Genomic DNA, 22,414 nt, shown 5'->3' on the forward strand with positions numbered 1-22,414 from the left:
GTCCGCGATCGATCGGGATCACCATTCCGTCCTCTTCGGCTTGGTGGCCTTCGGGTTCGGCTCCACCGCATAGCGCGGCAGCACGAACTCCATGATGTCGCGGTAGACCGGGGCGGCCACGCCGGTCCCGGTGTCGCCACGGCGGGGGTTGTTCACCACGACGTAGGTGACGAACTCCGGGTCGTCCAGCGGCGCGAAACCGAGGTAGGAGGTGACGTAGCCGCGGTAGCAACCGCAGCTGGCCTCATACCGTTGAGCGGTGCCGGTCTTGCCGCCGCTCTGGTAGTTCTCCAGCTTCAGGTTCTGCTGACCATTGGGCGAGTCGACGACCGACTGCATCAGGTCGCGCACCGCGGCGGAGGTCTGCTCCGAGACGACGCGGCGCGGTGCCGGGCGGTCCACCGCCACAGGCTGGCCGTCGGCACCGGTGGCGCCCTTCACCACGGTGGGCGCGTGGTAGATGCCGCCGTTCAGCAGGGCGGCCACCGCGGCCACCTCCTGGACACCGGTCACCGACAGCCCCTGGCCGAAGGCGATCTGGTCCCGGGTGTAGTCGGGCATGTCGTGATCGGGCAGCTCGCCGGTGGCCTCGCCCGGTCCCTCGATGCCGGTCTTGGCGCCGAGACCGAACGAGACGAGATAGTCGCGGATGGTGCTCTTCGGCACCTGCCGGGCGAGCAGCGCCATCCCGATGTTGGACGAGTCCTTGATCACGCCGCGCATCAGGTACTGCAGCTCACCGTGGCTGAAGTGGTCCTTGATCCGGCCCCCGCCGGAAGCCAGCAGGGACGGGATCCGTACCCGCGTCTCGGGGGTGATCTTGTTGGGGCTGTTCTCGGTGGCGTCGATCAGCGCAGCGGCGGTCAGCACCTTCTGCACGCTGCCGGGTTCGTACGCAGCCGTGATCGCCCGGTTGCCCCGGTCGGCGGGCTTGGCCGCACCGGGCTGCTGCGAGTCGACGGTCGGCGCGTTGGCCATGGCCACGATCTCGCCGGTCTTCACGTTCATGACGATGGCGAAGCCGTAGTCGGCGTTCGACTTCTTGACCTGCGCGGCCAGTCGCTGCTCGGCCGCCCACTGCGCCTCGGAGTCGATGCTCAGCTGATAGCTGACGCCGTTCACGGCCGGGGTGGTCTGGCTGGCGCCGAGCGGGATCTTGCTGCCGTTGGGAGCACTCTCGTACGTCTCCGTGCCCTCGACACCGGCGAGGGCGGAGTCGAAGGTGTACTCGACACCGGCCTGGCCCTTGCCGTCGGCGCCGACGAAGCCGACGATGCCACCGGCTACGGAGCCACCCGGGTAGGTCCGGATCGGGTCGCTCTCCCGGAACACACCGTAGATGTCGCGCTCGCTCAGATCGGTGGCGATCCGGGTGTACGTCGCCGCCGGCACCTGCTTGGCGAGATAGACGAACCGGGTGTCCGCCTTGGTCAGCTGAGCCATGATCTTGGCCCGGTCGATGGACAGATACGTGTCCAGCACGTCAGTGATCTCGGCGGCGTTCTCCGTCGTCAGCTTCGGGTCGGCCGTGATCGCCACCGCTGCTTCGGTCGAGGCCAGCACCAAGCCGTTGCGGTCGGTGATGTCACCACGCGACGGCAGCAACGGAAGCGTGGTGGTCAGCTTGCTGACCGACTCGCCGGCGTAGGCGGAGGAGTCGAAGCCCTGCAGCTGCAGCAGCCTGCCGGCGCAGAGCGACAGCGCGATGGCCATCGCGAGGACGACGAACCGCAGCCGGCGCGGGGCGCTGCCCAGGGGCACCCGGAGCGGCGCCTTGTAGACCTTCTTCCGCGGACCGCGCGGCGGCGCGCCGCCGGGCCGCAGGCGACCGGCCTGCGGCCGGGTGGTGCTGGCCGGCGTGCGCGCCACGGCAGGCTTGCGCGCGGCAGGCTTCCGGGCGGCGGCAGGCTTGCGCGGGGCGGCAGGCTTGCCGGCGGCGGCAGGCTTGCGGGCGCCGGTGGTGGCCGAGGACGACGACCGCGCAGCGGCGCTCTTCGCCGGCTTGGCCGCGCGGGAGGGGTGCGGGCGTCGCTCGGTGGCCATCAGCGACCGCCTTCGCTCTGGGCGCCGGTCTGGGTGGACGCCAGCTGCTGTTGGGCCCGCTTCTCCTCGGCTTTGGTCTTCTCCTCGGCTGCCTTCTTCTCCGCGGCTGCCTTGGCCTCGTTGGCCTTGGCGTCGGCCTTGGCCTTGGCCTTGGCCGCCTCCGCCTGCTTGCGCGCCTCGGCGGCGGCCTTCTCGGCCGCCAGCTCCTGCGGGGTCTTCACGACCAGACTGGGTACCTCGTTGCCGGTGACCTTCTTCGGCTTGCCCAGGACCTTGCCGCTGGGCGCCACCAAGAAGGCGGGCTCCGGGTTCGGCCGCATCCCGAGCGCGGAGGCGCGCCGGGCGAGTTCCTGCGGGGCCGCCAGTTGGTCGATCTGGCTTTCCAGCTCACCCTGGGCGTACGCCAGCTGGGTGGCCTGGCGGTCCAGCGCCCGTGACTCGAAAGCCTGGTTCTGCAGCGTGGTGTTGAGCAGCAGCAGTCCCGTCATCCCGAGGCCGAACAGGACCATCAAGACGATCAGGAACGGCACCCGGGCCAGCTTCTCCTGCTGCCGCGGCACGGCCCGCAGCCGACGCGACGTGCTCGCCGCCGTCTGCTCCTTCCACGTCGGGATCCGACCGGGGACGGGTGCCCACAGTGCGCTCACGCTGCCTCCTCAATGCGTACCGCGGCCCGGAGCCGGGCCGATGCTGCTCGCGGGTTGTTCTCTGCTTCGGTCTCGGTCGGTCGTTGCGCGCCCCGGGTCAGCAGCCGCAGCTCGGCCCCGAAGCCGGGCGGCACCACCGGCATGTTGCGTGGCGCCCGATCGTGCGACATCACCGTGAAGATCTGCTTGACCAGCCGGTCCTCCAGCGAGTGGTACGCCAAGACCGCGATCCGGCCTCCCACCGCAAGCGCGCCGATCGCGCTCGGCAGCACGGCGGCGAGCGAGTCGAGCTCGGCGTTGACCTCGATCCGCAGCGCTTGGAAGGTCCGCTTCGCCGGGTGTCCGCCGCTCTTGCGCGACGCCATCGGGATCGCGTCGTAGAGCAGTTGCACCAGTCGGCCCGAGGTGGAAAACGGCTCGACCTCGCGCGCAGCGATCACCCGGCGGGCAATCCGGTCGGCGAACCGCTCCTCGCCGTATTGGCGCAGGATCCGGACCAGCTGAGGATGGGTGTAGGTGTTCAAGATGTCGGCCGCGGTCAGCTCGTCGCGGGTATCCATCCGCATGTCCAGCGGCGCATCCACCGCGTAGGCGAAGCCGCGCTCGGTCCGGTCGATCTGCAACGACGACAGGCCGAGGTCGGCCAGCACCGCCTGCACCTTGGGGCGTCCCAGCCGGGCAAGCACCTCGGGCAGCTCGTCGTAGACCGCCTGGACCAGCGTGATCCGGTCGGCGAACGGCTGCAGCCGCTCCCCCGCCAGCTCCAAGGCGTCGGCGTCGCGATCGAGCCCGATCAGCTGCGCCTGGGGGCAGGCTCGCAGCAGTGCCTCGGCATGCCCACCCATGCCGAGGGTGCAGTCCACCAGCACCGGCGTCGGCACGTCAGCGCTGGGCTGCAGCGCCGGGCTCAACAGCTCCACGATCTCGGTCAGCATCACCGGCAGATGGGACTGGGCAGCGGTGCTCATGCCAGCCACCGCAGGACGAGCCAGAGGGCAGCGGCCAGACCGACTGAGGCGCCGAGGGAGAATCCGGCGGCAGCCATGGTGTCGGCCACCTGGTGCCGGATCCGCGAGCGGGAGAGGTCGGGAGCGGTCGACGGCCGGCGCACCCGGCGGACGAACTCCTCCAACGACATCTCGACCCCTTCACGCACCCGAGGGTGCAGTCACTACCTGGACCGAGAGCGGGTGCGACTCGTGTCCTGGGGTTTCAACCCGAGGTCTGCGGGAAGTGTTACCTGGCACCGGGGAAGGTGTGTCAGGGAACCAGACCTACGGGTTGAAGCCTCACGACACGAGTCGCGGCCAGCTCTCAGCTGTTCACTTGTTCGTGCTGTTCTTCCCGGTTGCGAGTCGCGGACTCACAAGCCGGGAAAGACCTCGTCATTCATGTCGGCGAACGCCGACTCCTGCTGCGCGGAGTACTGCTCCCACGCGGTGTTGTCCCAGACCTCGACCCGGTTGATCGCACCCACAACGACACAGTCCTTGTCCAGTCCCGCATACGACCTCAGATGAGGTGGGATCGTGATGCGGCCCTGCTTGTCCGGGACCTCGTCCGAGGCCCCCGATGCCAGCATGCGCTGGTAGTCGCGGACCTGCTTGTTGCTCGATGGTGCGTTCCTCAGAGTCTGGGTCTGCTCGATGAAAGCTGCGATCGGCCAGATGGCGAGGCATCTGTCCTGGCCACGGGTGATGACCAGACCGTCCGCGAGCTCCTCTCGAAACTTCGCCGGCAGGATCAGTCGTCCCTTCTCGTCGAGCTTGGGGGTGTGGGTACCGAGAAACACGTACCGCACCTCCTTGCTCCACCATCGGTCCGATCTGCTCCACTTCGCGCCACTGTACTCCACTTCCCCCCACCAAGCATCCTTTTCCTCTACTCCTCCCTCCGCTCGGCGTGTTGGTGCGATCTGACCCGCAGTTGTCCGGCCGCGTAGGGTTTTGTTGTCGTCGCCTCCACGCCGGAGGTGGCGACATACGATGTAGCGGGCGCGGTCACGTGCTCGCACCGCAGTCGCGGCACGTCCGGCCAGCCAGCGAGGTCGTCGGGTCGGGACCATTCGTCCGTACACGGAGGACCAGTGAGTCTGAGTTACGACAAGCCGGCAGGTTCCACCACGACAGGCGCCGAGACCAATGGCGCGACCGGATCGGCGTATTCCCTCGCCGACGTCGTCGAGGTCATGGGGCGGGTCCGGACCGGCATCGAGAGCGTCATCGAGGGCAAGCGCAGCTCGGTCGACCTCGCCCTCGTGGTCCTGCTGGCCGAAGGCCACCTGCTGGTGGAGGACGTGCCCGGGGTGGGCAAGACGATGCTGGCCAAGGCACTCGGCCGCTCGATCGACTGCTCGGTCCGGCGGGTGCAGTTCACTCCCGACCTGCTGCCCTCCGACATCACCGGCGTCTCGATCTTCAACCAGCACACGCGCGACTTCGAGTTCAAGCCCGGTGGCATCTTCGCCAACATCGTGGTCGGCGACGAGATCAACCGCGCATCGCCCAAGACGCAGTCCGCGCTGCTGGAGTCGATGGAGGAGCGCCAGGTCAGCGTCGACGGGACGACCTACGAGCTCGAGGCGCCCTTCATGGTGGTCGCCACCCAGAACCCGATCGAGATGGAGGGCACCTACCCGCTGCCCGAAGCCCAGCGGGACCGGTTCATGGTGCGGATCGAGATGGGCTACCCCACGCCGAACGCCGAGCTCGACATGCTCGACGCACACGGCTCCTCCGACCCGCTGACCGAGCTGACCCCTGTCACCGACGCCGCCACCATCCGAGGGCTGATCGCGGCGGTCCGAACCGTGTACGTCTCGCCGGCGGTCAAGCACTACATCGTCCAGCTGGTCAACGCGACCCGCAACTCCCGCGACCTGCGCCTCGGGGCCTCGCCCCGGGCCACGCTGCAGCTGCTGCGAGCGAGTCGGGCGCTGGCGGCCATGGCCGGTCGCGACTACGTCTCACCCGACGACGTCGCGGGCCTGGCCGGAGCCGTGTTCGCCCATCGGGTGCTCCCGTCCACCGACGCGCAGCTGGCGCGACGGACTGTCGTCGACATCGTCAACCATGCGGTCAGCTCCGTGACCGTGCCCGACCGGCGGTAGTGGCCGGTGAGCCGGGCGTGGGGGCTGCTGACCGCTCGAGGCCGCGGGTTCCTGCTCGTTGGCGTGGTCGTTGTGGTGGTCGCGATGGTCAGCGGCCAGCGCGACGTGATGCGGGTGGGGTTCTTGTTCTTGGCCCTGCCAGTGGTCGCCGGAGTCCTGGTCGCCCGGGCGCGGTTGCGGATGTCGTGCGAGCGCTCGGTCGAGCCGTCGCAGGTGCCGCTCGGGACGCCGATGCACGGGCGGATCGTGCTGGGCCAGGACGGCCGGCTTCCGGCCGGCATCTTGATGCTCGAGGATGCCGTCCCGAAGGAGCTGGGCAACCGGCCGCGCTTCCTGGTCGACAAGGCGGACCTCAGCTGGCGGCGCGAAGTGGACTACCCGCTGCTGGGCCGGGTGCGCGGACGCTTCGCCACCGGCCCGCTGAGAGTACGGACCACCGACCCGTTCGGCCTGGTCCGACTCGACCGCCAGTTCCAGGCCACCACCGACGTAATGGTCACCCCACGGGTCGAACCACTCTCCGCCCTCCGGACGGCCGGCGGCGCCGGCAGCACCGGTGAGGCCCGCCCGCACCGCATCGGCGTGGTCGGCCAGGACGACGCACTCGTTCGCGAGTATCGCCAAGGTGACGACGTCCGCCGGATCCACTGGCGCTCGACCGCCCGGTGGGGCGACCTGATGGTCCGCCGCGAGGAGCAGGCCTGGGATCCCAGCGCCAGCATCCTGCTCGACAACCGCGAACACTCGCACGCAGGTCGGGGCATGAACAGCTCGATCGAGTGGGCGATCTCCGCCGCCGCCTCGATCGCCGTGCACTTCTTGGACGACGGGTTCAGTGTTGAGATCTACGAGGCTGACGGCGGACTGCACATCAGCAACGCGATGGGTCAGCACAACCTGGTCAGCCGGGAGCTGGTGATGAGCCGCCTCACCGATCTTCGTGCCCGCCAGACCACCACCATGCACTATGCGGTCGAGGCCGCCACCGTCGACCGGCCGGGTCAGCTGATGATCGCGATCATGGGCCGACTCACGGTGGATGACGCCAACACCCTGCTGCGATCTCGGCGCAACCGGGCCCAGGGCCTGGCCATCCTGCTCGACGTGGACAGCTTCGCCGACAGCCCCGGCACGCCGCGGATGGCCGAGCAGGCCACCCTCGGTGCCCAGATCCTCCGCGACAACCAGTGGCGCGTCATCACGGCCACCCAGGGCAACTCGGTCGCCGAGGTCTGGGCCGGTCTCGAACAGCTCGGACAGGTGGCCTGATGCGTACCACGGACCGCAGCACAGTGGCCGTGGTGGTGGCTGTCCTGCTGGCCACCTTCACCGTCACCCCACTCACCCGCGACCTCAGCTTCCTCGGCGTCAGCTGGCTGCTGGTGCTGCTCCTCGGCGGTCTCAGCGCCGCCTTGCGCCGGGCCCGGGTCGGCAATGTCGCCGTGATCGGCGTGCAGCTGATCGCCTGGGCGCTGTTCACCACGGCCCTGGCGGCCACCATGCCCGGCCGCGGTGGACCCTCCTACGGCCAGGTCACCGACCTGTGGTCCTCGGGCATCGCTCACATGCAGACCCAAGCCAGCCCGATGGCGGCGAACAACGGCGTACGGCTGATCTTCGTCACGGTGATCGGGCTCATCTTGATCATGACTGACCTGCTGGTGCTGGGCCTCGGGCGGCCGGCGTGGGCGATCGCTCCCCCGGCCGCGCTGTTCCTGGTCCCCGCGATCGGGCTGGGCACCGACACCGGGGTGCTGAGCTTCTTGTGTATCGCGGTCGGCTATCTGGCCATCCTGGTCGCCGAAGGACTCAACACCACGGCGCGGTGGACCCGGGGGTTGTCCCGGGACTCCGCCGACGGGTTCGGCACGGCGACCCCCATGGTCTGGCGCGCGGCCACCCTGATCGGCGTCCCGGCCGTGGTCCTCACCCTGGTGCTCGGCGCGATGATGCCCACCCTCGCCCTGTCGGGTTGGGGCTTCGGCAACGGTCCCGGCGGGAACGGACCGCTCCAGCTGTCCGACCCGAGTCTGGACCTGCGGCGCAACCTGAACCAGCCCAGCGACCGGACGGTCATCACCTACAAGACCGACCAGCCGGGCGGGGTCTATCTGCGGATGGCCTCGCTGTCGCAGTTCAACGGCGCCGGCTTCGGCCTGGTCCCGATGAGCCTGGACGCCGGCACCGACCTGCCCCAGATCCCCGGCATCAGTTCCGAGCCCAAGCAGCGACGCACCACCACCATCACCATCGGCGACTTCGGCTCGGAGTATCTGCCGCTGCCGTACGCTCCCCGCCGATTCCAGGCGGGTGGCAACTGGGCCGCCGACGCCTCCTCGCTGATCGTCGTCGCCCGCGGCCGCGGTGACCGCGGCAACTCGATCCGCGATCTCAGCTACACCGTCGAGAGCGTCGACATCGCTCCGGAAGGGGAGAGCCTGGCCGCGTCGCTGGCCGGCAGCCCGGCCGACGCGAACTTCACCACCGCAGTCCCCAGTGATCTGCCGCAGTCGCTGAAAGATCTCACCCAGGACGTCACCCGCGACGCCGACAGCCCCGCAGCCAAGGCCGCCGCCATCCAGAGCTTCCTGCGCAGCGGGCGCTTCACCTACGACACCGACCAGCGACCTGGATCGGGCTATCAGGCGCTGGAGAATTTCCTGCTCCGCGACCGCCGCGGCTACTGCGAGCAGTTCGCCACCTCGATGGCGATGATGGCGCGGCTGGTGGGCATCCCCTCGCGGGTGGCCGTCGGCTTCCTGCCGGGGAAGAAGAACGGCGACACCTACTCGGTGTCGATCCGCGACATGCATGCCTGGCCGGAGCTGTATTTCTCCGGCTACGGCTGGGTCCGGTTCGAACCGACGCCGTCCTCGGTCACCGGCCAAGCACCGGAGTGGACGCTGGAAAGCCAGGCCGACGACAGCGGCGAGCCCACCGCCACACCCGGGGCCGAGACGTCCGCCGACGTACCGAGCAGCGGACCGGTCCCCCAGGAAGGTCCGACCGAAGCGCCCGTCCTGCTCGACGAGACCGGCTCCGGATTCGCGTGGCGACCTACCTTGATCACCGTCGGGGGCGGGTTGCTCGGCCTGCTGATCCTCGCAGCGCCCGCGACCGTCCGGGTCCGTCGGCGCGCCGGCCGGCTGGACGAGGCCCAGCCCGCCGAGGAAAGGGTGGAGTCCGCCTGGGCCGAGGTCCGTGACAGCGTGGTGGACTACGGCGGCTCATGGCCGACGGGCTCGCCGCAGACGATCGGCACCAAGATCGGTCACCGCCTCGACGGCGGCGACACCGACACGATGACCAGGCTCGCCTCGATCGTCGAACGGTCGCGCTACGCCCGGACCTTCACCGACGAGTCAGCGCTGTCCGAGCTGCCGAAGATGACCGAGGACATCCGGCGCGGCCTGGCCCCGCAGGACTTCTGGCGCCGGGTGGGCGCAGTCGTGCTGCCCCGGTCGATCTTCCGCCGGCGGCCCTGAGTCCGCTCGCCGCCCGGGACAGCGAAAACGCGCCCCGGTGCTCGGGGCGCGTCTCGTGTCTAGCAGGTGGGGAGAGGGTCAGAACCCCGACTCGTCGCGGCGGCGACGCCAGCGTTCTTCCATCTTGTCCATGAAACCCTGGGAGTCGCTCGATCCGGACGGCTGTGGCGCCTTCGGCCGATCGGCCGACCTGCCGGTGTCCGGACCTGCCGTGACGTGCTGCCAGGAGTAGATCGCGGTCACGGCGGCGGCCACCATCACCACGAAACCGATCACGCTGAGGAAGAGGTACGTCGACATCCCGGCGATCAGCAGCGCAAGACCCGCGAAGAACCCCACCCCGGCGAGGGCGGCCCGTCGTCGATGGACCCGCCTCATGCCGGTCCCGCGCAGGGCGTTCACCAGCTTCGGGTCCTCGGCCGCCAGAGCAGCCTCCATCTGGTCGAGAAGCCGCTGCTCTTCTTCTGAGAGGGCCACTGGCCACCTCCCACTGTCTCGTCGTGCGCCGCGAGTCGCCGTCCGCGCCGAACTCCTGAACAATCTCGTCGAGACGAGAGTCGAACTGGCGAACGCGGTGGTCTCTCGTCCGCTCTGCTGAGCGGAGTTGATATGAGTTTAGGTGGCGAACCGGGTTCGCGAAACCCAATGCCTCAATCAGTCCCCAGTTGTGACGTCGGCGTCGACCCGCTGTAGAGATCCGTCGCCGGCCTGACGGTGTGACCGGGTCAGCGCGGCGCGTTGGACCGCCGCCGGACCGAACCTGCCGACGGCAGCGTCGACGGCCTGTTCCGCCTCGCGCCACCCTCGGTCCGGTGCCAACAGGGTCGGTTGGCGAGCCGTCGACCGCGCCTCCACCACGTTCTCCACCCGCACCCCCACCCGGCGGATGCGGGCCCCCGAGGCCCCCAGTCGTGCATAGAGCGCGAGCGCCTGCGCATAGATCTCATCGGTGACGTCGGTCGGAGTCGGCAGCGTCGCCGATCGGGTCACTGTGGTGAAGTCGGCGAACCGGATCGACACCGCGACGGTACGCGCAGCAAGGCCGGCCTTGCGCATCCGCGACGCGGTCCGCGCTGCCATCCGCAGCAGCTCTCGCTTCACCACCTCGGGATCGTCGGTGTCTTCGGCGAAGGTCTCCTGAGATCCGACACTGCGCTCACGCTGGGACACCACCACCGGGCGGAAGTCACGCCCCCAGGCCAGGTCGGCCAGCAAGGCCCCGAGATGCCGGCCGAAGGCCTGCTGCAGAACAGGTCGCGGTGTCGTCGCAAGATCAGCCACCCGACGGATGCCGAGTCGGTGCAGCTTGGTCGCCGTGGCATCCCCGATCCCCCACATCGCCTCCACCGGCTGCGGGTGCAGGAAGTCAACGACCCGGCTGGGCGGAACCTCGCACAGCCCGTCGGGTTTGGCCGCCCGCGACGCGACCTTGGCGATGAACTTGGTCGGCCCGATGCCGACCGAGCAGGTGATCTGCTGCTCGTCGGCCACGACGGCACGGACGTACTCCCCGATCATGGTCGGCGCCCCCAGCTGGCGCACCGAACCGGTGATGTCCAGGTAGGCCTCGTCGATCGATGCCGACTCCACGACGGCGGTGACGGACTCGAAGACGGCCACGATGGCACGCGAGACGTCGGTGTAGTCGTCGAAGTGGGGCTGCAGGAAGGTGGCCGCGGGACAGATCCGTCGGGCGCGGGACGACGCCATTCCAGAGCGGACGCCAACCGCGCGGGCCTCGTAGGTCGCGGACAGCACCACGCCACGGGGGAACCCGCCGACGATCACCGGGGTGCCGCGCAGGTCGGGCCGGCGGCGCAGCTCAACGGAGGCGTAGAACGCGTCCATGTCGACGTGCATGATGATGCTCATCGCCGGTCCGCCTCAGTGCGTCGGTCCGCCGACTTCTCCGGCCGGGGGTGGCGGTGGGCCGCTCACCCGGGCCAGCACGTGCATCTGCGGGGCCAGGGCGCGGAAGGCCGGGTCCTGGCTGATCGACGTCTCCAGCGCGTAGAGCTCGTCGTAGGCGCGCGGATCACTCTCGATCGCGGCCTCGGCGACGTGGTCGGCCACCGCGCCGATGCCGTCGGTGGCGAGCACCTCGAATCCAGCCCGCCGGACCAGGTCGACGACCTGGTCGTGGTCGAACCGGGTGGGGTCTGACAGGGCACGCCGGGCGAGCTCGATATGGCCGGCCAGCGCCTGGGCCAGCACGACGGCCTGGCGCTGCGGCACCAGCAGGCTCAGCACACCGCCCGGGCGCAGCACCGCAGCCATGGCAGCCAGCGCCTCGGCGGGCGAGTCCACCACCTCGAGCACGCGATGGCAGACGACCACGTCGGCACCGCCGGCGCCGACCAGATCGAGCAGGTCACTGGCGTCGCCCTGGATTCCGCTCACCCTTCCACCGAGCCCTGCCTCGGCGGTACGTCGTTCGAGCGAGGCGAGGGCGTCCGGGCTGGGGTCGATCACCCGGACGTAGTGCCCCAGCCGACCAAGAGAGATGGCCAGGCCCCCGGTGCCGCCACCGATGTCGACCACCTCGACCGACTGAGCGGTTGCCGGCCGTTGCTCGGCCCACCGAGCCAGCTGGGTCGACAGCAGCTCGAACAGGAACGCCGACGAGACGGACCGGCGCCGCCGCTTGTCCGACATCGGTCCCTCCGTCCTTCGCGATCGGGTGGGCCTGCGCTGGGCAGCGCGGGCCAGGGTGAACTGTGGCTGAAAGCCTAGTGCCTGCGACGTCATGGCCTCGACCTTCTCTCGGCTGGCGCGGTGGAGCGGCTGACGGCGTGCTCGACCAGGCCGAGGAACATCTGTGCGTCCCTGACCAGGTCGTCGGCTTCGCGGGCGCTGACGATCCGGGTGGCGCCGGCGCGGACCGCGTCCCGCTTGCCCTCGCTGGCGGCGAAGAACGCAGCCCATTCGCCGAGCTCCGGTGCCAGCTCCGCCAGCAGCTGCCAAGCATTGCGGGGCCGGTTGGTCTGAGCGCGACGGCCGGCAGCGCCAGGGTGTGGGCGTGCCCGCCAGGCCAGCACGATCGCCGCCACCTGCAGCGCGGCGAGGTGTCCGGCGAGGAACCGTTCGCCCGGTGCCAGCGTGAGCTCGGCGGCGGCCAGCGACGCACGGGCCCGCTGGAGCTCGGCATGGACATCCGGCACAGCGATGAGGCGGTCGAGGTCGGTGGCCGAGGGATGTGGCACGGCGGGCACCTCCTGGGTGTGACGGTTCGGGTGAACAACGGGCCCGACTAACGCCGGTGGCCACCCGGGTGCTCGGAGTCGAAAGTGGCGGCCCTGGCGCGGACGGGGGTCGAGGTCCGTCCGCGCCAGGGTCAGCCGAGAGCGCGTGCCGCGAACATCGCGCCGGCGTCCGTTCGGCGTCGACCCGGCCCTTCCCCAAGTGCCTTATCGAACGCCTGTTCGAACATTGAACAATCTACACCGCCCCACTGACAGTTCGTCAAGAACCGCCCCGGTGACGGTTCGTCAGAACAGTTCTTCAGAACACGCGGGGACGACGCCACGCGACGATCACTCGCCCCAGCCCATCGAGAAGACCTCGAAGGTCGTGGCGAACCGCACGCCCAGACGCGTGCCGGCGGGGCGGGCCGCCCCCTCGAGGAACTCCTCCGGGTCGAAGTGCTCCCAGCCGAGACCGTCGATGTAGGCGCGGTGCGCCGCCAGTGAGGCCACACCGCGGTCGAACGTCGCTGTGGTGTCGGCGCCGTGCCCGGCCTCCGGCGAACCCGCGGCCCAGACCTGCCGGACGCCGCCCCAGGGCTCCACGCCGTCGACCAGCTGCTCGGCGAACACCCACCGGTTGCCGGCGTCGCGGGCGGCGTCCAGCACCGCTCGGCCGGTCGCGATGTGGTCTGCCTGGTTCAGCGAGCGGCCGCCCCAGGTGTCGCGGAAGTTGCCGGTGATCACGATCTCGGGGCGGTGCTTGCGAATCGAGGCACAGATCACCCGGCGCAGCGCGACGCCGTACTCCAGCACCCCGTCGGGCTGGCCGAGAAAGTCCACCACGTCGACACCGACGATGCGGGCCGACTCCACCTGCTCAGCCTCGCGGACCCGACGGCACTCGCCCGGCTCGAGACCGTCGATTCCGGCTTCGCCGCTGGTGACCATGGCGTAGACCACGGTCTTGCCCTGGTCGGTCCACCGGGCCACCGCCGCGGCCGCGCCGAACTCCAGATCGTCGGGGTGGGCCACCACGCACAGCGCTGTGTCCCAGGACTCGTCCACCAGCTCCAGATCAGTCATGGCCACAGCCTAAGGACGGCGCGGCTCCGACGCTCCCGGTTCCACCGCTGACGGCGCCCGGTTGGCCGCCCGGTCGCTGTGACCCAGATCCCGGTGAGGCGCCACCCGGTCCCGGACCAGCCGCTTCAGCGGGCCGATCTCGGGGAAACCGCCGTCGACCTTGCGGTCCCAGACCGTCACCTCGTCGATGGCAATGGTGAAGACGCCGCCGGTGCCCGGTCGCAACGACAGCTCACCGATGTCGGTGGTGAACGTGGTCAGCAGCTCCGAGGCGAGCCAGGAGGCGCGCAACAGCCACCGGCACTGGGTGCAGTAGGTGATCACCACCCGTGGGCCGATGGGCGGGTCGGCGATCGGCGTAGGCGGTTGCTGCGGATCGCTCATCGGGTCCTCCTGGCTGCGGGTCAGAGCCGTACGCCGGCGAGGTACGGCTCGATCTCGGCCGCGGCCTCGGCACCGTAGGTACGCTCGAATCGCGGCAGGAAGGTGCCGCCGAACCGGTACTCCTGGGTGCCGACCACAGCCACCACATAGCTCGAGAGCAGTGAGCCGAGCTGCGCGCAGCGCTCCGGCGCGAGCCCCCAGGACAGGCCGGCGATGAAGCCGGCCCGGAAGGCGTCACCGACACCGGTGGGATCCAGCCGGGCCACCTCGGGGACGATCCCGACGTCGATCCGCGGCTGACCGGCCACCTCGATGCTCGCGCCGTCCTTGCCCCGGGTGATGACGCGGGTACCGACCCGGCTGAGGATCTCCTCATGGCTCCAGCCGGTCTTCTGGCTGATCAGCGAGTCCTCGTAGTCGTTGGAGAACAGATAGGTGGCTCCGTCGATCAGCCGCTTGATCGCCGTCCCGTCCATCCACGCCAGCTGTTGCGACGGGTCGGCGACGAAGGAGTAGCCCCGGGCGCGGCACTCGTCGGTGTGCCGCTGCATGGCCTCCGGGTCGTTCGGTGAGATGACGACCAGGTCAAGACCGCCCACCTTGTCGGCGATCGGCTTGAGCTCGATTTGCCGCGCTTCCGCCATGGCGCCGGTGTAGAAGGAGCCGATCTGGGCGTTGTCCACGTCGGTGGTGCAGACGAACCGCGCGGTGTGCTTGGTCTCCGACACGTGCACCGGCCAGGTGATGACGCCGTGCCGGTCCAGCCAGGCGCGGTATTCCTCGAAGTCCTCCCCCACGGCGCCGACCAGCAGCGGGTCGAGGCCCAGGGCTGCGAGTCCGAAGGAGATGTTGGGCGCGATGCCACCCCGCTTGATCTGCAGGTCCTCCACCAGGAAGGACAAGGAGATCCGCTCCAGTCGTTCCGCCACCAGCGATTCGGCGAAGCGGCCAGGGAAGGTCATCAGGTGGTCCATGGCGATGGATCCGGTCACGGCAATCTGCACGCAGCGCAGCCTAGCGGTCACGCCGACCCTGCGGGACCGACGTTGCGGCCCCATCACCTACCGTTGCCCCGTGACGACCTCCAGCCCACCCGGGCGCCGCAACCGCGAGGGTCCGCCGGTGGTGGTGGTCGGGGGTGGGATGGCGGGGATCGCCGCCGCGGCCAGGCTGGCCAAGGCCGGCGTCTCGGTTGTCCTGTTCGAGGCCGACGACCGGCTCGGCGGCCGCTGGGCGTCTCGGCTGGTGGACGGCGTCCGGGTCGACGCCGCGCCGAGCGTGCTGAGCTTCCCCGCCCCGTGGCGGGACCTGCTGCGCAAGAGCGGCCGGCCCTTCGACGTCGAGCTGCAGCGCCACGACTACACCCTGCAGCCGGCGGTGCCGGCCCGGCACGTCTTCGCCGACGGTACCGAGCTGGAGCTGCCGACCGACCGCGGCGAGCAGTACGCGGCCATGGTCGCCGCGTACGGGACGCAGCTGGCGCAGCGCTGGCGGACGCTGCTGGACTCCTTCGACGACGTCTGGCAGACAGTACGCCCGCTCGGGCTTGAGGCGGAGCTGCGCGACCGCAGCCAGCTGACCCGGGGGGTCCGCCGTCGCCTGCGCTCGCGACAGAGCCTGGAGCAGCTGGCCCAGGAGGTCGCCCACCCGCACCTGGGGGCGCTGCTCCGGCTGGTCGCGTACCGGCTGGGCTCGGTGCCGAGCCGGACGCCCGCCTGGTGCGCCATCGACCTGGCGACGGAGCGTACGTTCGGCAGGTGGGTGCTCGAGGGCGCCGAATCCGGGCGCAGCTCGGTCCTGGTCGACGTGCTGACCGACCGGCTGCGACAGCGTCGGGTGGACGTCCGGCTGGGCACGACGGTGACGCAGATCGGTCTGGCGGGGTCCCGCGCCACCTCGGTCCGCACCGCCGATGGCCAGCAGGTGGACGCGGCGGCGGTGATCTGCACCACAGACCCGTGGCAGACCTACGACGAGCTGCTGCCGCGCGGCGCTGCCCGGCCCGAGCGCCGCGGCCTGCACCGGTTGAGCCCGGCGCTGGCGCCGACCGTGCAGCACCGGTTCGACGACCTGCACAGCACCGAGGTCACCGAGACGGTGCTGCATGGTCGCTTCGGACCCGTGGTGACGTACCGACGACCGCTGGGGACGCGCACCCTGGTGACCACGCACGACTTCGGCGCCACCGTGCCGACCCGCTCCGCCGGGGTCGCCTGGCGTGGCTGGTCGAGCTGGCTCCGACGGCCGCCGACCAGCAGCGCGGTGACCGGACTGTTCCTGGCCGGGCCCTTCTCCCGGGGTGGCGCGCAGCCGTCGCACGTGGTGCTGTCCGGCGCCTTGGCCTCCTACGCCTGTTACGACTACCTCGGGTGAGTTCTGGCCTGTAGAGTGAACTGTCCATTTTCTCGGATTAGGGATGACTTCTTGACGTACGCGGATTCGTCGTCGCCCGACGAGTCGGCCCAGCCGGATCATTCCGGCTCCCCGACCCCGGCCGACGGCGCGGACAGTGCCCTGCAGCGCGAGATCGCCGTGGAGCAAGCCCACGTCGACCTCGTCTACGCCCGGCTCGACGAAGCGACCCGCTCGGCCCGGCAGGTGGCGGCCGAGGGCAAGTCGCTCTACCAGTCGGATCGGGCCAACTTCGTCCGGGAGGAGGACGGCACCGGACTCTACGAGCGCGACGTCTTCGCCTTCCAGTCCGCGAAACGGCTGGCTGTGCTGGACGCCGAACACGAGGGCCTGGTCTTCGGCCGGCTCGACCGCACCGACGGCGAGGTCCGCTACGTGGGCCGGATCGGCGTCCGCGACGCCGACTACGAGCCCCTGGTGATCGACTGGCGGGCGCCGGCGGCTGAGCCGTTCTACCGCGCCACCCCGTCCAACCCGATGCAGGTCACCCGCCGCCGGGTGCTGCGCTCCTCGGGCATGAGGGTGATCGGGATCGAGGACGACCTGCTCGACGGGGACTCCGCCGACCACGAGCTGGTGGTGATCGGCGAGGGCGCCCTGATGGCGGCCCTGTCGCGGGCCCGCGGACACCAGATGAAGGACATCGTCGCCACCATCCAGGCCGAGCAGGACGAGGCCATCCGGGCGCCGTACCAGGGCGTCACCATGATCAGCGGCGGCCCGGGCACCGGCAAGACCGTGGTCGCGCTGCATCGGGCGGCCTATCTGCTCTACTCCAACCGGCGCCGGTTCGAGTCCGGCGGTGTCCTGGTGGTCGGTCCGAGCCGGGTGTTCATGAACTACATCGAGCGGGTGCTCCCCTCGCTCGGCGAGGACTCGGTCACCCTCCGCTCGATCGGCACCGTCGCCTCCGACGTCGTCCGGCTGCGTGGCGAGCGGCTGGACAGCGCCGAGGCGCTGGCGGTCAAGGGCAGCCTCCGGATGGCCACCGTGCTCAAGCGCCTGGTCGGCGAGCCGCCGCAGCGGATGCCGCTGGAGCTGCGGGTGATGGTCCGGGGCGAGGTGCTGGTGGTCAGCACCGCCGTTCTGGCCCGGATCCGGGCCGAGGTGCTGGCCCATCACAAGCTCAACCAGGGCCGTGACGCTGCCGAGTCCGCCCTGCTGAACGCGCTGTGGCGGGTGAAGCCGCGCGAGATCGATCTCGAGCGGGACGAGTTCGACGACCTGGTCACCGACCTGGCCGCCTTCAAGATGTTCTGCAACGCCTGGTGGCCCGCCCTCAGCGCCACCACCGCGCTGGCTCGGCTGGCCGACCCGCAGATGGTCGCCACGGTCGCCGGCTCGGTGCTGTCCGCGGCCGAGCAGGAGGCTCTCGCCGGGTCGTACGCCGACCTCGGTCGACGCGAGCCGGGCGACTGGACCGCCGCCGACGGCGCCCTGCTGGACGAGCTGGTGCACCTGCTCGGGCCCGTGCCGGACGCGGAGAGCACCGAGGTGTCGCTGTTCATCGACGCCGACGAGGACGTGACCGAGGTGGTGACCACCATGGACCGGCTGACACCGGTCAAGGAGATCGACCCGTTCGCGTCGCCGCACCAGACGTACACCCATATCTTGGTCGACGAGGCGCAGGACATCACCCCGATGCAGTGGCGGATGCTGCGCCGCCGTGGCTCCCAGGCCAGCTGGACCATCGTCGGCGACCCCGCCCAGAGCTCCTGGCCCGACACCGCCGAGTCGGCCAAGGCGTTGCAGGACCTGGTCGGCAGCGCGCCGACCCGCCGGTTCCGGATGAGCACCAACTACCGCAGCCCGGCCGAGGTCTTCGACCTGGCATCACGGGTGGTGGTCGAGGCCTACCCGGACGCCGACCTGCCGACGGCGGTGCGCTCGACCGGGATCGACCCGCTGCTGCTGGTCGCGCCCGAGGGCGAGCTGGTTTCCGCTGTCCCGGCCGCGGTCAGCGACCTGTTGGCAGCGGTCGAGGGCACCGTCGGCGTCATCGCGGCACCGTCGCAGCTGGCCGATGTCTCGGCCGCGCTGCAGGACGCCGGGAACCGGGTGGTGGTGGTGACCCCGCTGGAGTCCAAGGGTCTGGAGTACGACGGCGTGCTGGTGGTGAGCCCGGACGACATCGTGGCCGAGTCGCCCGGCGGGGTCCGGGTGCTCTACGTCGCCCTGACCCGACCGACCCAGCGCCTGGTCACGCTGGACGCGGCTCCCGGTGCAGTCTGGAGAAAATCTCTCGGGTGACCTTGGACCGGTTCTGGGTGTAGAAGTGCAGGCCCGGAGCGCCGACCTCCAGCAGCTGGTGGCACATGTCGGTCGCGATCTCCAGCCCGACCCGGCGCACCGCCTCCGGATCATTGGCCACGGTCTCGACCCGGTCCACCACGGCGGCCGGCAGCTCGGCGCCGGACAGCTCGGCGAACCGGGTCAGCTGGGACACGTTGGTGATGGGCATGATGCCCGGGATGATCGGCAGGTCGCAGCCGAGCGAGCGGACCCGGTCTACCAGCTCGGTGTAGCGCGACACCGTGAAGAAGAGCTGGGTGATGGCGAACGAGGCGCCGGCGTTGGCCTTGTCCACCAGCAGCTGCGCGTCCAGCGCGGCGTCGGAGCGCTCTGGGTGGACGTCGGGAAACGCCCCGACCCCGACGCAGAAGTCCCCGAGCTCGCGCACCAGCGCGACCAGCTCGGTGGCGTTGGCCAGTCCCTCCGGGTGGCGCTGCCACGGCACGGTGGGCCCGCCGGGCATGTCGCCGCGGATGGCCAGCACGTGCCGTACGCCGGCTCCCGCGTAGGAGCCGATGACCCGGCGGAGCTGGTCGACTGACTGGCTGGCGCAGGTCAGGTGCGCCATCGACCGCAGCGTGGTGTGCTCCGCGATGGCCGCGGTGGCGGCGATCGTCCGGTCGCGGGTGGACCCGCTGGCCCCGTACGTGACCGAGACGAAGTCGGGGCCGAGTGCCTCGAGCTCACGAACGGTCTGCCACAGCTGGCGCGACTGGACGTCGTCCTTGGGCGGGAAGAACTCGAACGAGTAGAGCGGGCGCTCACCGGCCGCGAGCAGCTCGGCGATCGTGGGGGCCCGCAGCGGACCCCGGGCCGGCTGGGTGGGCCGCAGCATCCCGGAGCCCGACGAGGGCGTGGACACGGGGGCACTGGCACTGACCGACATGGGTCCCACCCTAAGACAACGCGGCAACGCCCGTCCGTAGGCTCAGCATGTGACTGACCCACGCGCCGATCCTCGATCGTCGGCTGATCCGCGCACCATCGCGCTCGACCCGACGGCACCACTGGCGCAGCCGTTCCTGGCCGCGGTGACCACGCAGATCGACGCCTTCGTTGACCGGCAGGCAGCCGTCCTCGCGGCGATGGGCCCCCAGCTCGACACGGTACGGCGGATGGCCGGCGAGCTGCTGCGTGGCGGCAAGCGGCTGCGACCGGCCTTCGCCGTCTGGGGGCATGTTGCCGCGGCGGGGTTGCCGGCCACCACCTCGGCCGTGGTGACCGCGGCGGCCAGCCTGGACCTGCTGCACGTCAGCGCCCTGGTGCACGACGACGTGATGGACGCCTCGGACCTGCGCCGTGGCCGGCCCGCTGCCCACCGCCAGTTCGAGGCCCTGCACCGTGATTCGCAACGGTTGGGCGATCCCGAGCCCTTCGGTCGGGCCGGCGCCATCCTGCTGGGTGACCTGCTGGTGATGTGGTCGGTGCAGATGCTGTCCGAGGCCGGGCTGGCGCCGGCAGACCTGGCTCGCGGACTGCCGCTGGTGGAGACCATGCGGACCGAGGTCACCTGCGGGCAGTATCTCGACGTGCTGGCCCAGTCGCGGCCCTGGCCTCGGGACGAGAACGATGCCGGCGCGCTGGACGAGGCCAGCCGGGTGGTGGAGTTCAAGTCCGCGCGCTACACCGTGCAGCGGCCGTGCCAGTTCGGGGCGGCCGTCGGCGGTGCCGATCCCGCCCTGCTCAGCGCTCTGGCGGCGTACGGGTCCCCGCTGGGACGGGCCTTCCAATACCGCGATGATCTGCTCGGCGTGTTCGGCGACCCGGCCGTGACGGGCAAACCTGCCGGCGATGACCTTCGTGAGGGCAAGCGGACTGTGCTGGTGGCGCACGCGTTCGGTCGCACCGGACCTGCCGGGCGTCGGCTGCTCCGCGAGCGGCTGGGCGATCCGTCGCTGGATCCGGCCGGGATCGCGGCGCTGCAGACGGTGATCGCGGACTCCGGCGCGGCCGAGGCAGTGGAGACCATGATCGAGGCCGGCCTGGACGCGGCGATGACAGCCCTGGCCGGGGCCGAGATGGCTCCGGAAGGCCGCGCCGGCCTCACCGCCCTGGCCGAGGCGGCCGTCCACCGCGCGTCCTGAGTCGGTTCAGCAGAGCAGCACGGCGAACGGCGGGTCCTCGTCGGCCCGCTCCTCCAGCAGCCCGCTGATCTCGGGCCACCAGGCCGGGTCGTCGGCGATCCGCTGCCAGCCCACCCAGACCAGCGCAGTCGGCTGGTCGAGGTCGGTCAGGCAGTCCCACAGCGCGTCCAGGTTCTGGCCGAAATGCGGCGGGAAGTGCAGCGCGGCGGCGACGGCGTCGTAGAACTCGGCCGGGCCGCTCACCGGCCCGATCCGCGCGGCGTGCCAACCGGCCCGGCGCAGCGCCTCCACCGCGTTCTCCGGCGGGGTCTCGCTGTGATGCACGCCGCCGCGCAGCGGCTGCTCCAGCAGCACGGCAGGGTCGAAGCTCATCGGCTCACCCGGCTGAAGGACTGGTAGTGGTCGCTGGTCCAGTACAGCTCGCGGCCACCGTCGCCGGCGATGATCCGCCGCGCGCCGCGATCCGCCGACTTCGGGGTCACCACGGTGTACTCCCGGTAGTAGCCGCGGGCCTTCTTCGGCAGGCGTTGCTCACGGTTGGCGAACACCGCCCCGTCCTTGTCATACGGGTACGGTCCCCCGCTGTCGATCAGCCGCACGGTCTCCCGCGCCTGGGTCGGCAGCGAGGTCAGCCGGACGACCGGGAGCTCGCTGGCCGGCTTCGACGGCGTGGCCTGGCGCGCCTCGGTGAGAGTGCCGCAGTCGCAGGGGGTGACGGCGCCCGCCATCGTCCGAACGCTGGCCGGCGCGGCCGGCTCGGCGTTGAGCGTCTGGAGTCCCCACCGCCCGCCCAGCAACAGCAGCGCCGCCACCACGACTGCGGCGACGATCAGGGTCGCGGACCGCAGCGAGACACCGCTGCGGCCGTCGGGGGTCGAGTCGCTCATCGGCTCGTTCCCCCGCCGAACACCGCAAGGGTGTAGTCCGCCATCGCCGGGTCGTCGGCCCAGGCTTCGCGGAGCCGTTGCTTCAGCCGGCGGGCGGCCTCGCGGGGGTCGGCTGCCTCGGTGATCGGGCGGACGACGCAGATCCGGCGGGCGCCGGCGGCCAGCACGTCGTCGAGGTTGTCGATGGTGATGCCGCCGATCGCGAACCAGGGCTTGGCGGCGGGGGCGGACGGCGGGGCGACCCGGGCGGCGTAGCGGACCAGGTCGAGCCCCACCGCGGCGTAGTCCGGCTTGGTCGCGGTCGGGTACACCGGGCCGACGCAGAAGTAGTCCACGTCCGGGTCGGCGACGGCGGCGTCGGTCTGGTCCGCCGCGTGGGTGGAGCGACCGAGCTGGGCCCACTCGTGCAGGTGCCGTCGCCCGTCAGCGGCGGGTCCGTCGGTCTGCCCCAGGTGCAGGACGTCGGCGCCGAACCGCCCGGCCAGCTCCGGCGAGTCGTTGACGCAGACCAGGCCGGAGTGGCGCCGGGCCACCTCTCGCACCGTCTCCAGCGCGGCCAGCTCGGCCTCGGGATCCATGTTCTTCTGCCGCAGCTGCACGATGTCGACCCCGCCGGCGAACGCTTCGTCGACGAAGTCGGCGAGGTCACCCTGCGCGAGGCGGGCATCGGTGCACAGATAGAGGCGGGCCAGTCGCATCCGGGTGTCGAGGCCCATCAAGGCGGTCACGGCGCAACAGTAGCTCCCGCGCTCGGCTCTGAGAAGGTACGCCCGCGGGGGTGGACCCGCTCGCCGGACCGG

Annotated in this window: 22 protein-coding genes; 6 read left to right on the forward strand and 16 right to left on the reverse strand. The window is 70.7% G+C overall.

Annotated features, from left to right (window positions below; translation table 11 throughout):
• Nucleotides 1–18: 18 nt before the first annotated feature.
• The 5 genes from AC1XX3_RS06815 to mraZ all read right to left on the reverse strand — a co-directional run bounded on the left by AC1XX3_RS06815 (nucleotide 19) and on the right by mraZ (nucleotide 4,482).
• Nucleotides 19–2,043: a peptidoglycan D,D-transpeptidase FtsI family protein gene (locus AC1XX3_RS06815; RefSeq protein ID WP_483320335.1), complete on the reverse strand. Its 2,025-nt coding sequence runs from the start codon at nucleotides 2,041–2,043 to the stop codon at nucleotides 19–21.
• Entirely contained in the window at nucleotides 2,043–2,690 is a 648-nt protein-coding gene (ftsL, locus tag AC1XX3_RS06820) for a cell division protein FtsL (RefSeq protein WP_483320336.1), read from the reverse strand. Before ftsL ends, AC1XX3_RS06815 begins: the two co-directional genes overlap by 1 nt.
• The gene (gene rsmH, locus AC1XX3_RS06825) at nucleotides 2,687–3,658 is read right to left on the reverse strand and encodes a 16S rRNA (cytosine(1402)-N(4))-methyltransferase RsmH (RefSeq protein ID WP_483320337.1); all 972 of its coding nucleotides are present in this window, start codon (nucleotides 3,656–3,658) and stop codon (nucleotides 2,687–2,689) included. The genes ftsL and rsmH overlap by 4 nt, the downstream gene beginning before the upstream one ends.
• The gene (locus AC1XX3_RS06830; RefSeq protein ID WP_483320338.1) at nucleotides 3,655–3,828 is read right to left on the reverse strand and encodes a hypothetical protein; all 174 of its coding nucleotides are present in this window, start codon (nucleotides 3,826–3,828) and stop codon (nucleotides 3,655–3,657) included. The genes rsmH and AC1XX3_RS06830 overlap by 4 nt, the downstream gene beginning before the upstream one ends.
• Before the next feature lie 225 nt (nucleotides 3,829–4,053).
• Nucleotides 4,054–4,482 carry a division/cell wall cluster transcriptional repressor MraZ gene (mraZ, locus tag AC1XX3_RS06835; RefSeq protein WP_483320339.1) on the reverse strand — a complete coding sequence of 143 codons (429 nt, stop codon included), beginning with the start codon at nucleotides 4,480–4,482 and terminating at the stop codon, nucleotides 4,054–4,056.
• A 396-nt stretch (nucleotides 4,483–4,878) separates the two neighbouring features.
• Here mraZ and AC1XX3_RS06840 point away from each other — a divergent pair, with 396 nt between their 5' ends.
• From AC1XX3_RS06840 to AC1XX3_RS06850, 3 genes are read left to right on the forward strand one after another with little or no spacing between them, the layout of a single operon-like run.
• Nucleotides 4,879–5,799, forward strand: a complete 921-nt coding sequence (locus AC1XX3_RS06840) for an AAA family ATPase (protein ID WP_483321155.1) — start codon at nucleotides 4,879–4,881, stop codon at nucleotides 5,797–5,799.
• A 6-nt stretch (nucleotides 5,800–5,805) separates the two neighbouring features.
• Nucleotides 5,806–7,068: a DUF58 domain-containing protein gene (locus AC1XX3_RS06845; protein ID WP_483320340.1), complete on the forward strand. Its 1,263-nt coding sequence runs from the start codon at nucleotides 5,806–5,808 to the stop codon at nucleotides 7,066–7,068.
• On the forward strand, nucleotides 7,068–9,284 hold the full coding sequence (locus AC1XX3_RS06850; RefSeq protein ID WP_483320341.1) for a transglutaminase TgpA family protein: 2,217 nt from the start codon (nucleotides 7,068–7,070) through the stop codon (nucleotides 9,282–9,284). Before AC1XX3_RS06845 ends, AC1XX3_RS06850 begins: the two co-directional genes overlap by 1 nt.
• A 78-nt stretch (nucleotides 9,285–9,362) precedes the next feature.
• Here AC1XX3_RS06850 and AC1XX3_RS06855 read toward each other — a convergent pair whose 3' ends face one another.
• The 7 genes from AC1XX3_RS06855 to AC1XX3_RS06885 all read right to left on the reverse strand — a co-directional run bounded on the left by AC1XX3_RS06855 (nucleotide 9,363) and on the right by AC1XX3_RS06885 (nucleotide 14,940).
• On the reverse strand, nucleotides 9,363–9,761 hold the full coding sequence (locus tag AC1XX3_RS06855; RefSeq protein WP_483320342.1) for a DUF3040 domain-containing protein: 399 nt from the start codon (nucleotides 9,759–9,761) through the stop codon (nucleotides 9,363–9,365).
• A gap of 177 nt (nucleotides 9,762–9,938) precedes the next feature.
• Nucleotides 9,939–11,156 carry a DNA polymerase IV gene (gene dinB, locus AC1XX3_RS06860; protein WP_483320343.1) on the reverse strand — a complete coding sequence of 406 codons (1,218 nt, stop codon included), beginning with the start codon at nucleotides 11,154–11,156 and terminating at the stop codon, nucleotides 9,939–9,941.
• A gap of 12 nt (nucleotides 11,157–11,168) precedes the next feature.
• Nucleotides 11,169–11,939, reverse strand: a complete 771-nt coding sequence (locus AC1XX3_RS06865) for a methyltransferase domain-containing protein (RefSeq protein WP_483320344.1) — start codon at nucleotides 11,937–11,939, stop codon at nucleotides 11,169–11,171.
• Between the two features lie 89 nt (nucleotides 11,940–12,028).
• The gene (locus AC1XX3_RS06870; RefSeq protein WP_483320345.1) at nucleotides 12,029–12,487 is read right to left on the reverse strand and encodes an SAV_6107 family HEPN domain-containing protein; all 459 of its coding nucleotides are present in this window, start codon (nucleotides 12,485–12,487) and stop codon (nucleotides 12,029–12,031) included.
• Nucleotides 12,488–12,817: 330 nt separating this feature from the next.
• A complete protein-coding gene (locus AC1XX3_RS06875) occupies nucleotides 12,818–13,552 on the reverse strand; it encodes a PIG-L deacetylase family protein (protein WP_483320346.1) in 735 nt (244 codons plus the stop codon).
• A gap of 9 nt (nucleotides 13,553–13,561) precedes the next feature.
• On the reverse strand, nucleotides 13,562–13,936 hold the full coding sequence (locus AC1XX3_RS06880) for an Rdx family protein (RefSeq protein WP_483320347.1): 375 nt from the start codon (nucleotides 13,934–13,936) through the stop codon (nucleotides 13,562–13,564).
• A 20-nt stretch (nucleotides 13,937–13,956) separates the two neighbouring features.
• On the reverse strand, nucleotides 13,957–14,940 hold the full coding sequence (locus tag AC1XX3_RS06885; protein WP_483320348.1) for a carbohydrate kinase family protein: 984 nt from the start codon (nucleotides 14,938–14,940) through the stop codon (nucleotides 13,957–13,959).
• Between the two features lie 70 nt (nucleotides 14,941–15,010).
• Here AC1XX3_RS06885 and AC1XX3_RS06890 point away from each other — a divergent pair, with 70 nt between their 5' ends.
• Together AC1XX3_RS06890 and AC1XX3_RS06895 are read left to right on the forward strand one after the other, a co-directional pair.
• The gene (locus AC1XX3_RS06890) at nucleotides 15,011–16,309 is read left to right on the forward strand and encodes a phytoene desaturase family protein (RefSeq protein WP_483320349.1); all 1,299 of its coding nucleotides are present in this window, start codon (nucleotides 15,011–15,013) and stop codon (nucleotides 16,307–16,309) included.
• Between the two features lie 51 nt (nucleotides 16,310–16,360).
• Complete coding sequence (locus AC1XX3_RS06895; protein ID WP_483320350.1) at nucleotides 16,361–18,601, forward strand: HelD family protein; 2,241 nt, start codon at nucleotides 16,361–16,363, stop codon at nucleotides 18,599–18,601.
• Here AC1XX3_RS06895 and metF read toward each other — a convergent pair.
• Nucleotides 18,552–19,478 (reverse strand): methylenetetrahydrofolate reductase [NAD(P)H], encoded by a 927-nt coding sequence (gene metF, locus AC1XX3_RS06900; protein WP_483321156.1) that lies wholly within the window; start codon nucleotides 19,476–19,478, stop codon nucleotides 18,552–18,554. The two genes, AC1XX3_RS06895 and metF, sit on opposite strands and share 50 nt — an antisense overlap.
• A 100-nt stretch (nucleotides 19,479–19,578) precedes the next feature.
• Between metF and AC1XX3_RS06905 the strand changes: the two genes are divergently transcribed.
• Complete coding sequence (locus AC1XX3_RS06905) at nucleotides 19,579–20,727, forward strand: polyprenyl synthetase family protein (RefSeq protein ID WP_483320351.1); 1,149 nt, start codon at nucleotides 19,579–19,581, stop codon at nucleotides 20,725–20,727.
• 6 nt (nucleotides 20,728–20,733) lie between these two features.
• On the opposite strand, the gene AC1XX3_RS06910 is transcribed toward AC1XX3_RS06905, so the two are convergent.
• From AC1XX3_RS06910 to thiE, 3 genes are read right to left on the reverse strand one after another with little or no spacing between them, the layout of a single operon-like run.
• Nucleotides 20,734–21,099, reverse strand: a complete 366-nt coding sequence (locus AC1XX3_RS06910; RefSeq protein ID WP_483320352.1) for a barstar family protein — start codon at nucleotides 21,097–21,099, stop codon at nucleotides 20,734–20,736.
• Nucleotides 21,096–21,614, reverse strand: a complete 519-nt coding sequence (locus tag AC1XX3_RS06915) for a guanyl-specific ribonuclease (RefSeq protein WP_483320353.1) — start codon at nucleotides 21,612–21,614, stop codon at nucleotides 21,096–21,098. The genes AC1XX3_RS06910 and AC1XX3_RS06915 overlap by 4 nt, the downstream gene beginning before the upstream one ends.
• The gene (gene thiE, locus AC1XX3_RS06920) at nucleotides 21,611–22,342 is read right to left on the reverse strand and encodes a thiamine phosphate synthase (RefSeq protein ID WP_483320354.1); all 732 of its coding nucleotides are present in this window, start codon (nucleotides 22,340–22,342) and stop codon (nucleotides 21,611–21,613) included. The genes AC1XX3_RS06915 and thiE overlap by 4 nt, the downstream gene beginning before the upstream one ends.
• Nucleotides 22,343–22,414 lie beyond the last annotated feature (72 nt).

The sequence above is a fragment of the Microlunatus sp. M237 genome, assembly GCF_056896895.1.

Coding starts and splice junctions, on each gene's coding strand:
- AC1XX3_RS06815 (WP_483320335.1), bottom strand. CDS start 2,043: ATGGCCACCGAGCGACGCCCGCACCCCTCCCGCGCGGCCAAGCCGGCG.
- rsmH (WP_483320337.1), bottom strand. CDS start 3,658: ATGAGCACCGCTGCCCAGTCCCATCTGCCGGTGATGCTGACCGAGATC.
- AC1XX3_RS06830 (WP_483320338.1), bottom strand. CDS start 3,828: ATGTCGTTGGAGGAGTTCGTCCGCCGGGTGCGCCGGCCGTCGACCGCT.
- AC1XX3_RS06840 (WP_483321155.1), top strand. CDS start 4,879: ATGGGGCGGGTCCGGACCGGCATCGAGAGCGTCATCGAGGGCAAGCGC.
- AC1XX3_RS06850 (WP_483320341.1), top strand. CDS start 7,068: ATGCGTACCACGGACCGCAGCACAGTGGCCGTGGTGGTGGCTGTCCTG.
- dinB (WP_483320343.1), bottom strand. CDS start 11,156: ATGAGCATCATCATGCACGTCGACATGGACGCGTTCTACGCCTCCGTT.
- AC1XX3_RS06865 (WP_483320344.1), bottom strand. CDS start 11,939: ATGTCGGACAAGCGGCGGCGCCGGTCCGTCTCGTCGGCGTTCCTGTTC.
- AC1XX3_RS06875 (WP_483320346.1), bottom strand. CDS start 13,552: ATGACTGATCTGGAGCTGGTGGACGAGTCCTGGGACACAGCGCTGTGC.
- AC1XX3_RS06880 (WP_483320347.1), bottom strand. CDS start 13,936: ATGAGCGATCCGCAGCAACCGCCTACGCCGATCGCCGACCCGCCCATC.
- metF (WP_483321156.1), bottom strand. CDS start 19,478: ATGCTGCGGCCCACCCAGCCGGCCCGGGGTCCGCTGCGGGCCCCCACG.
- AC1XX3_RS06910 (WP_483320352.1), bottom strand. CDS start 21,099: ATGAGCTTCGACCCTGCCGTGCTGCTGGAGCAGCCGCTGCGCGGCGGC.
- AC1XX3_RS06915 (WP_483320353.1), bottom strand. CDS start 21,614: ATGAGCGACTCGACCCCCGACGGCCGCAGCGGTGTCTCGCTGCGGTCC.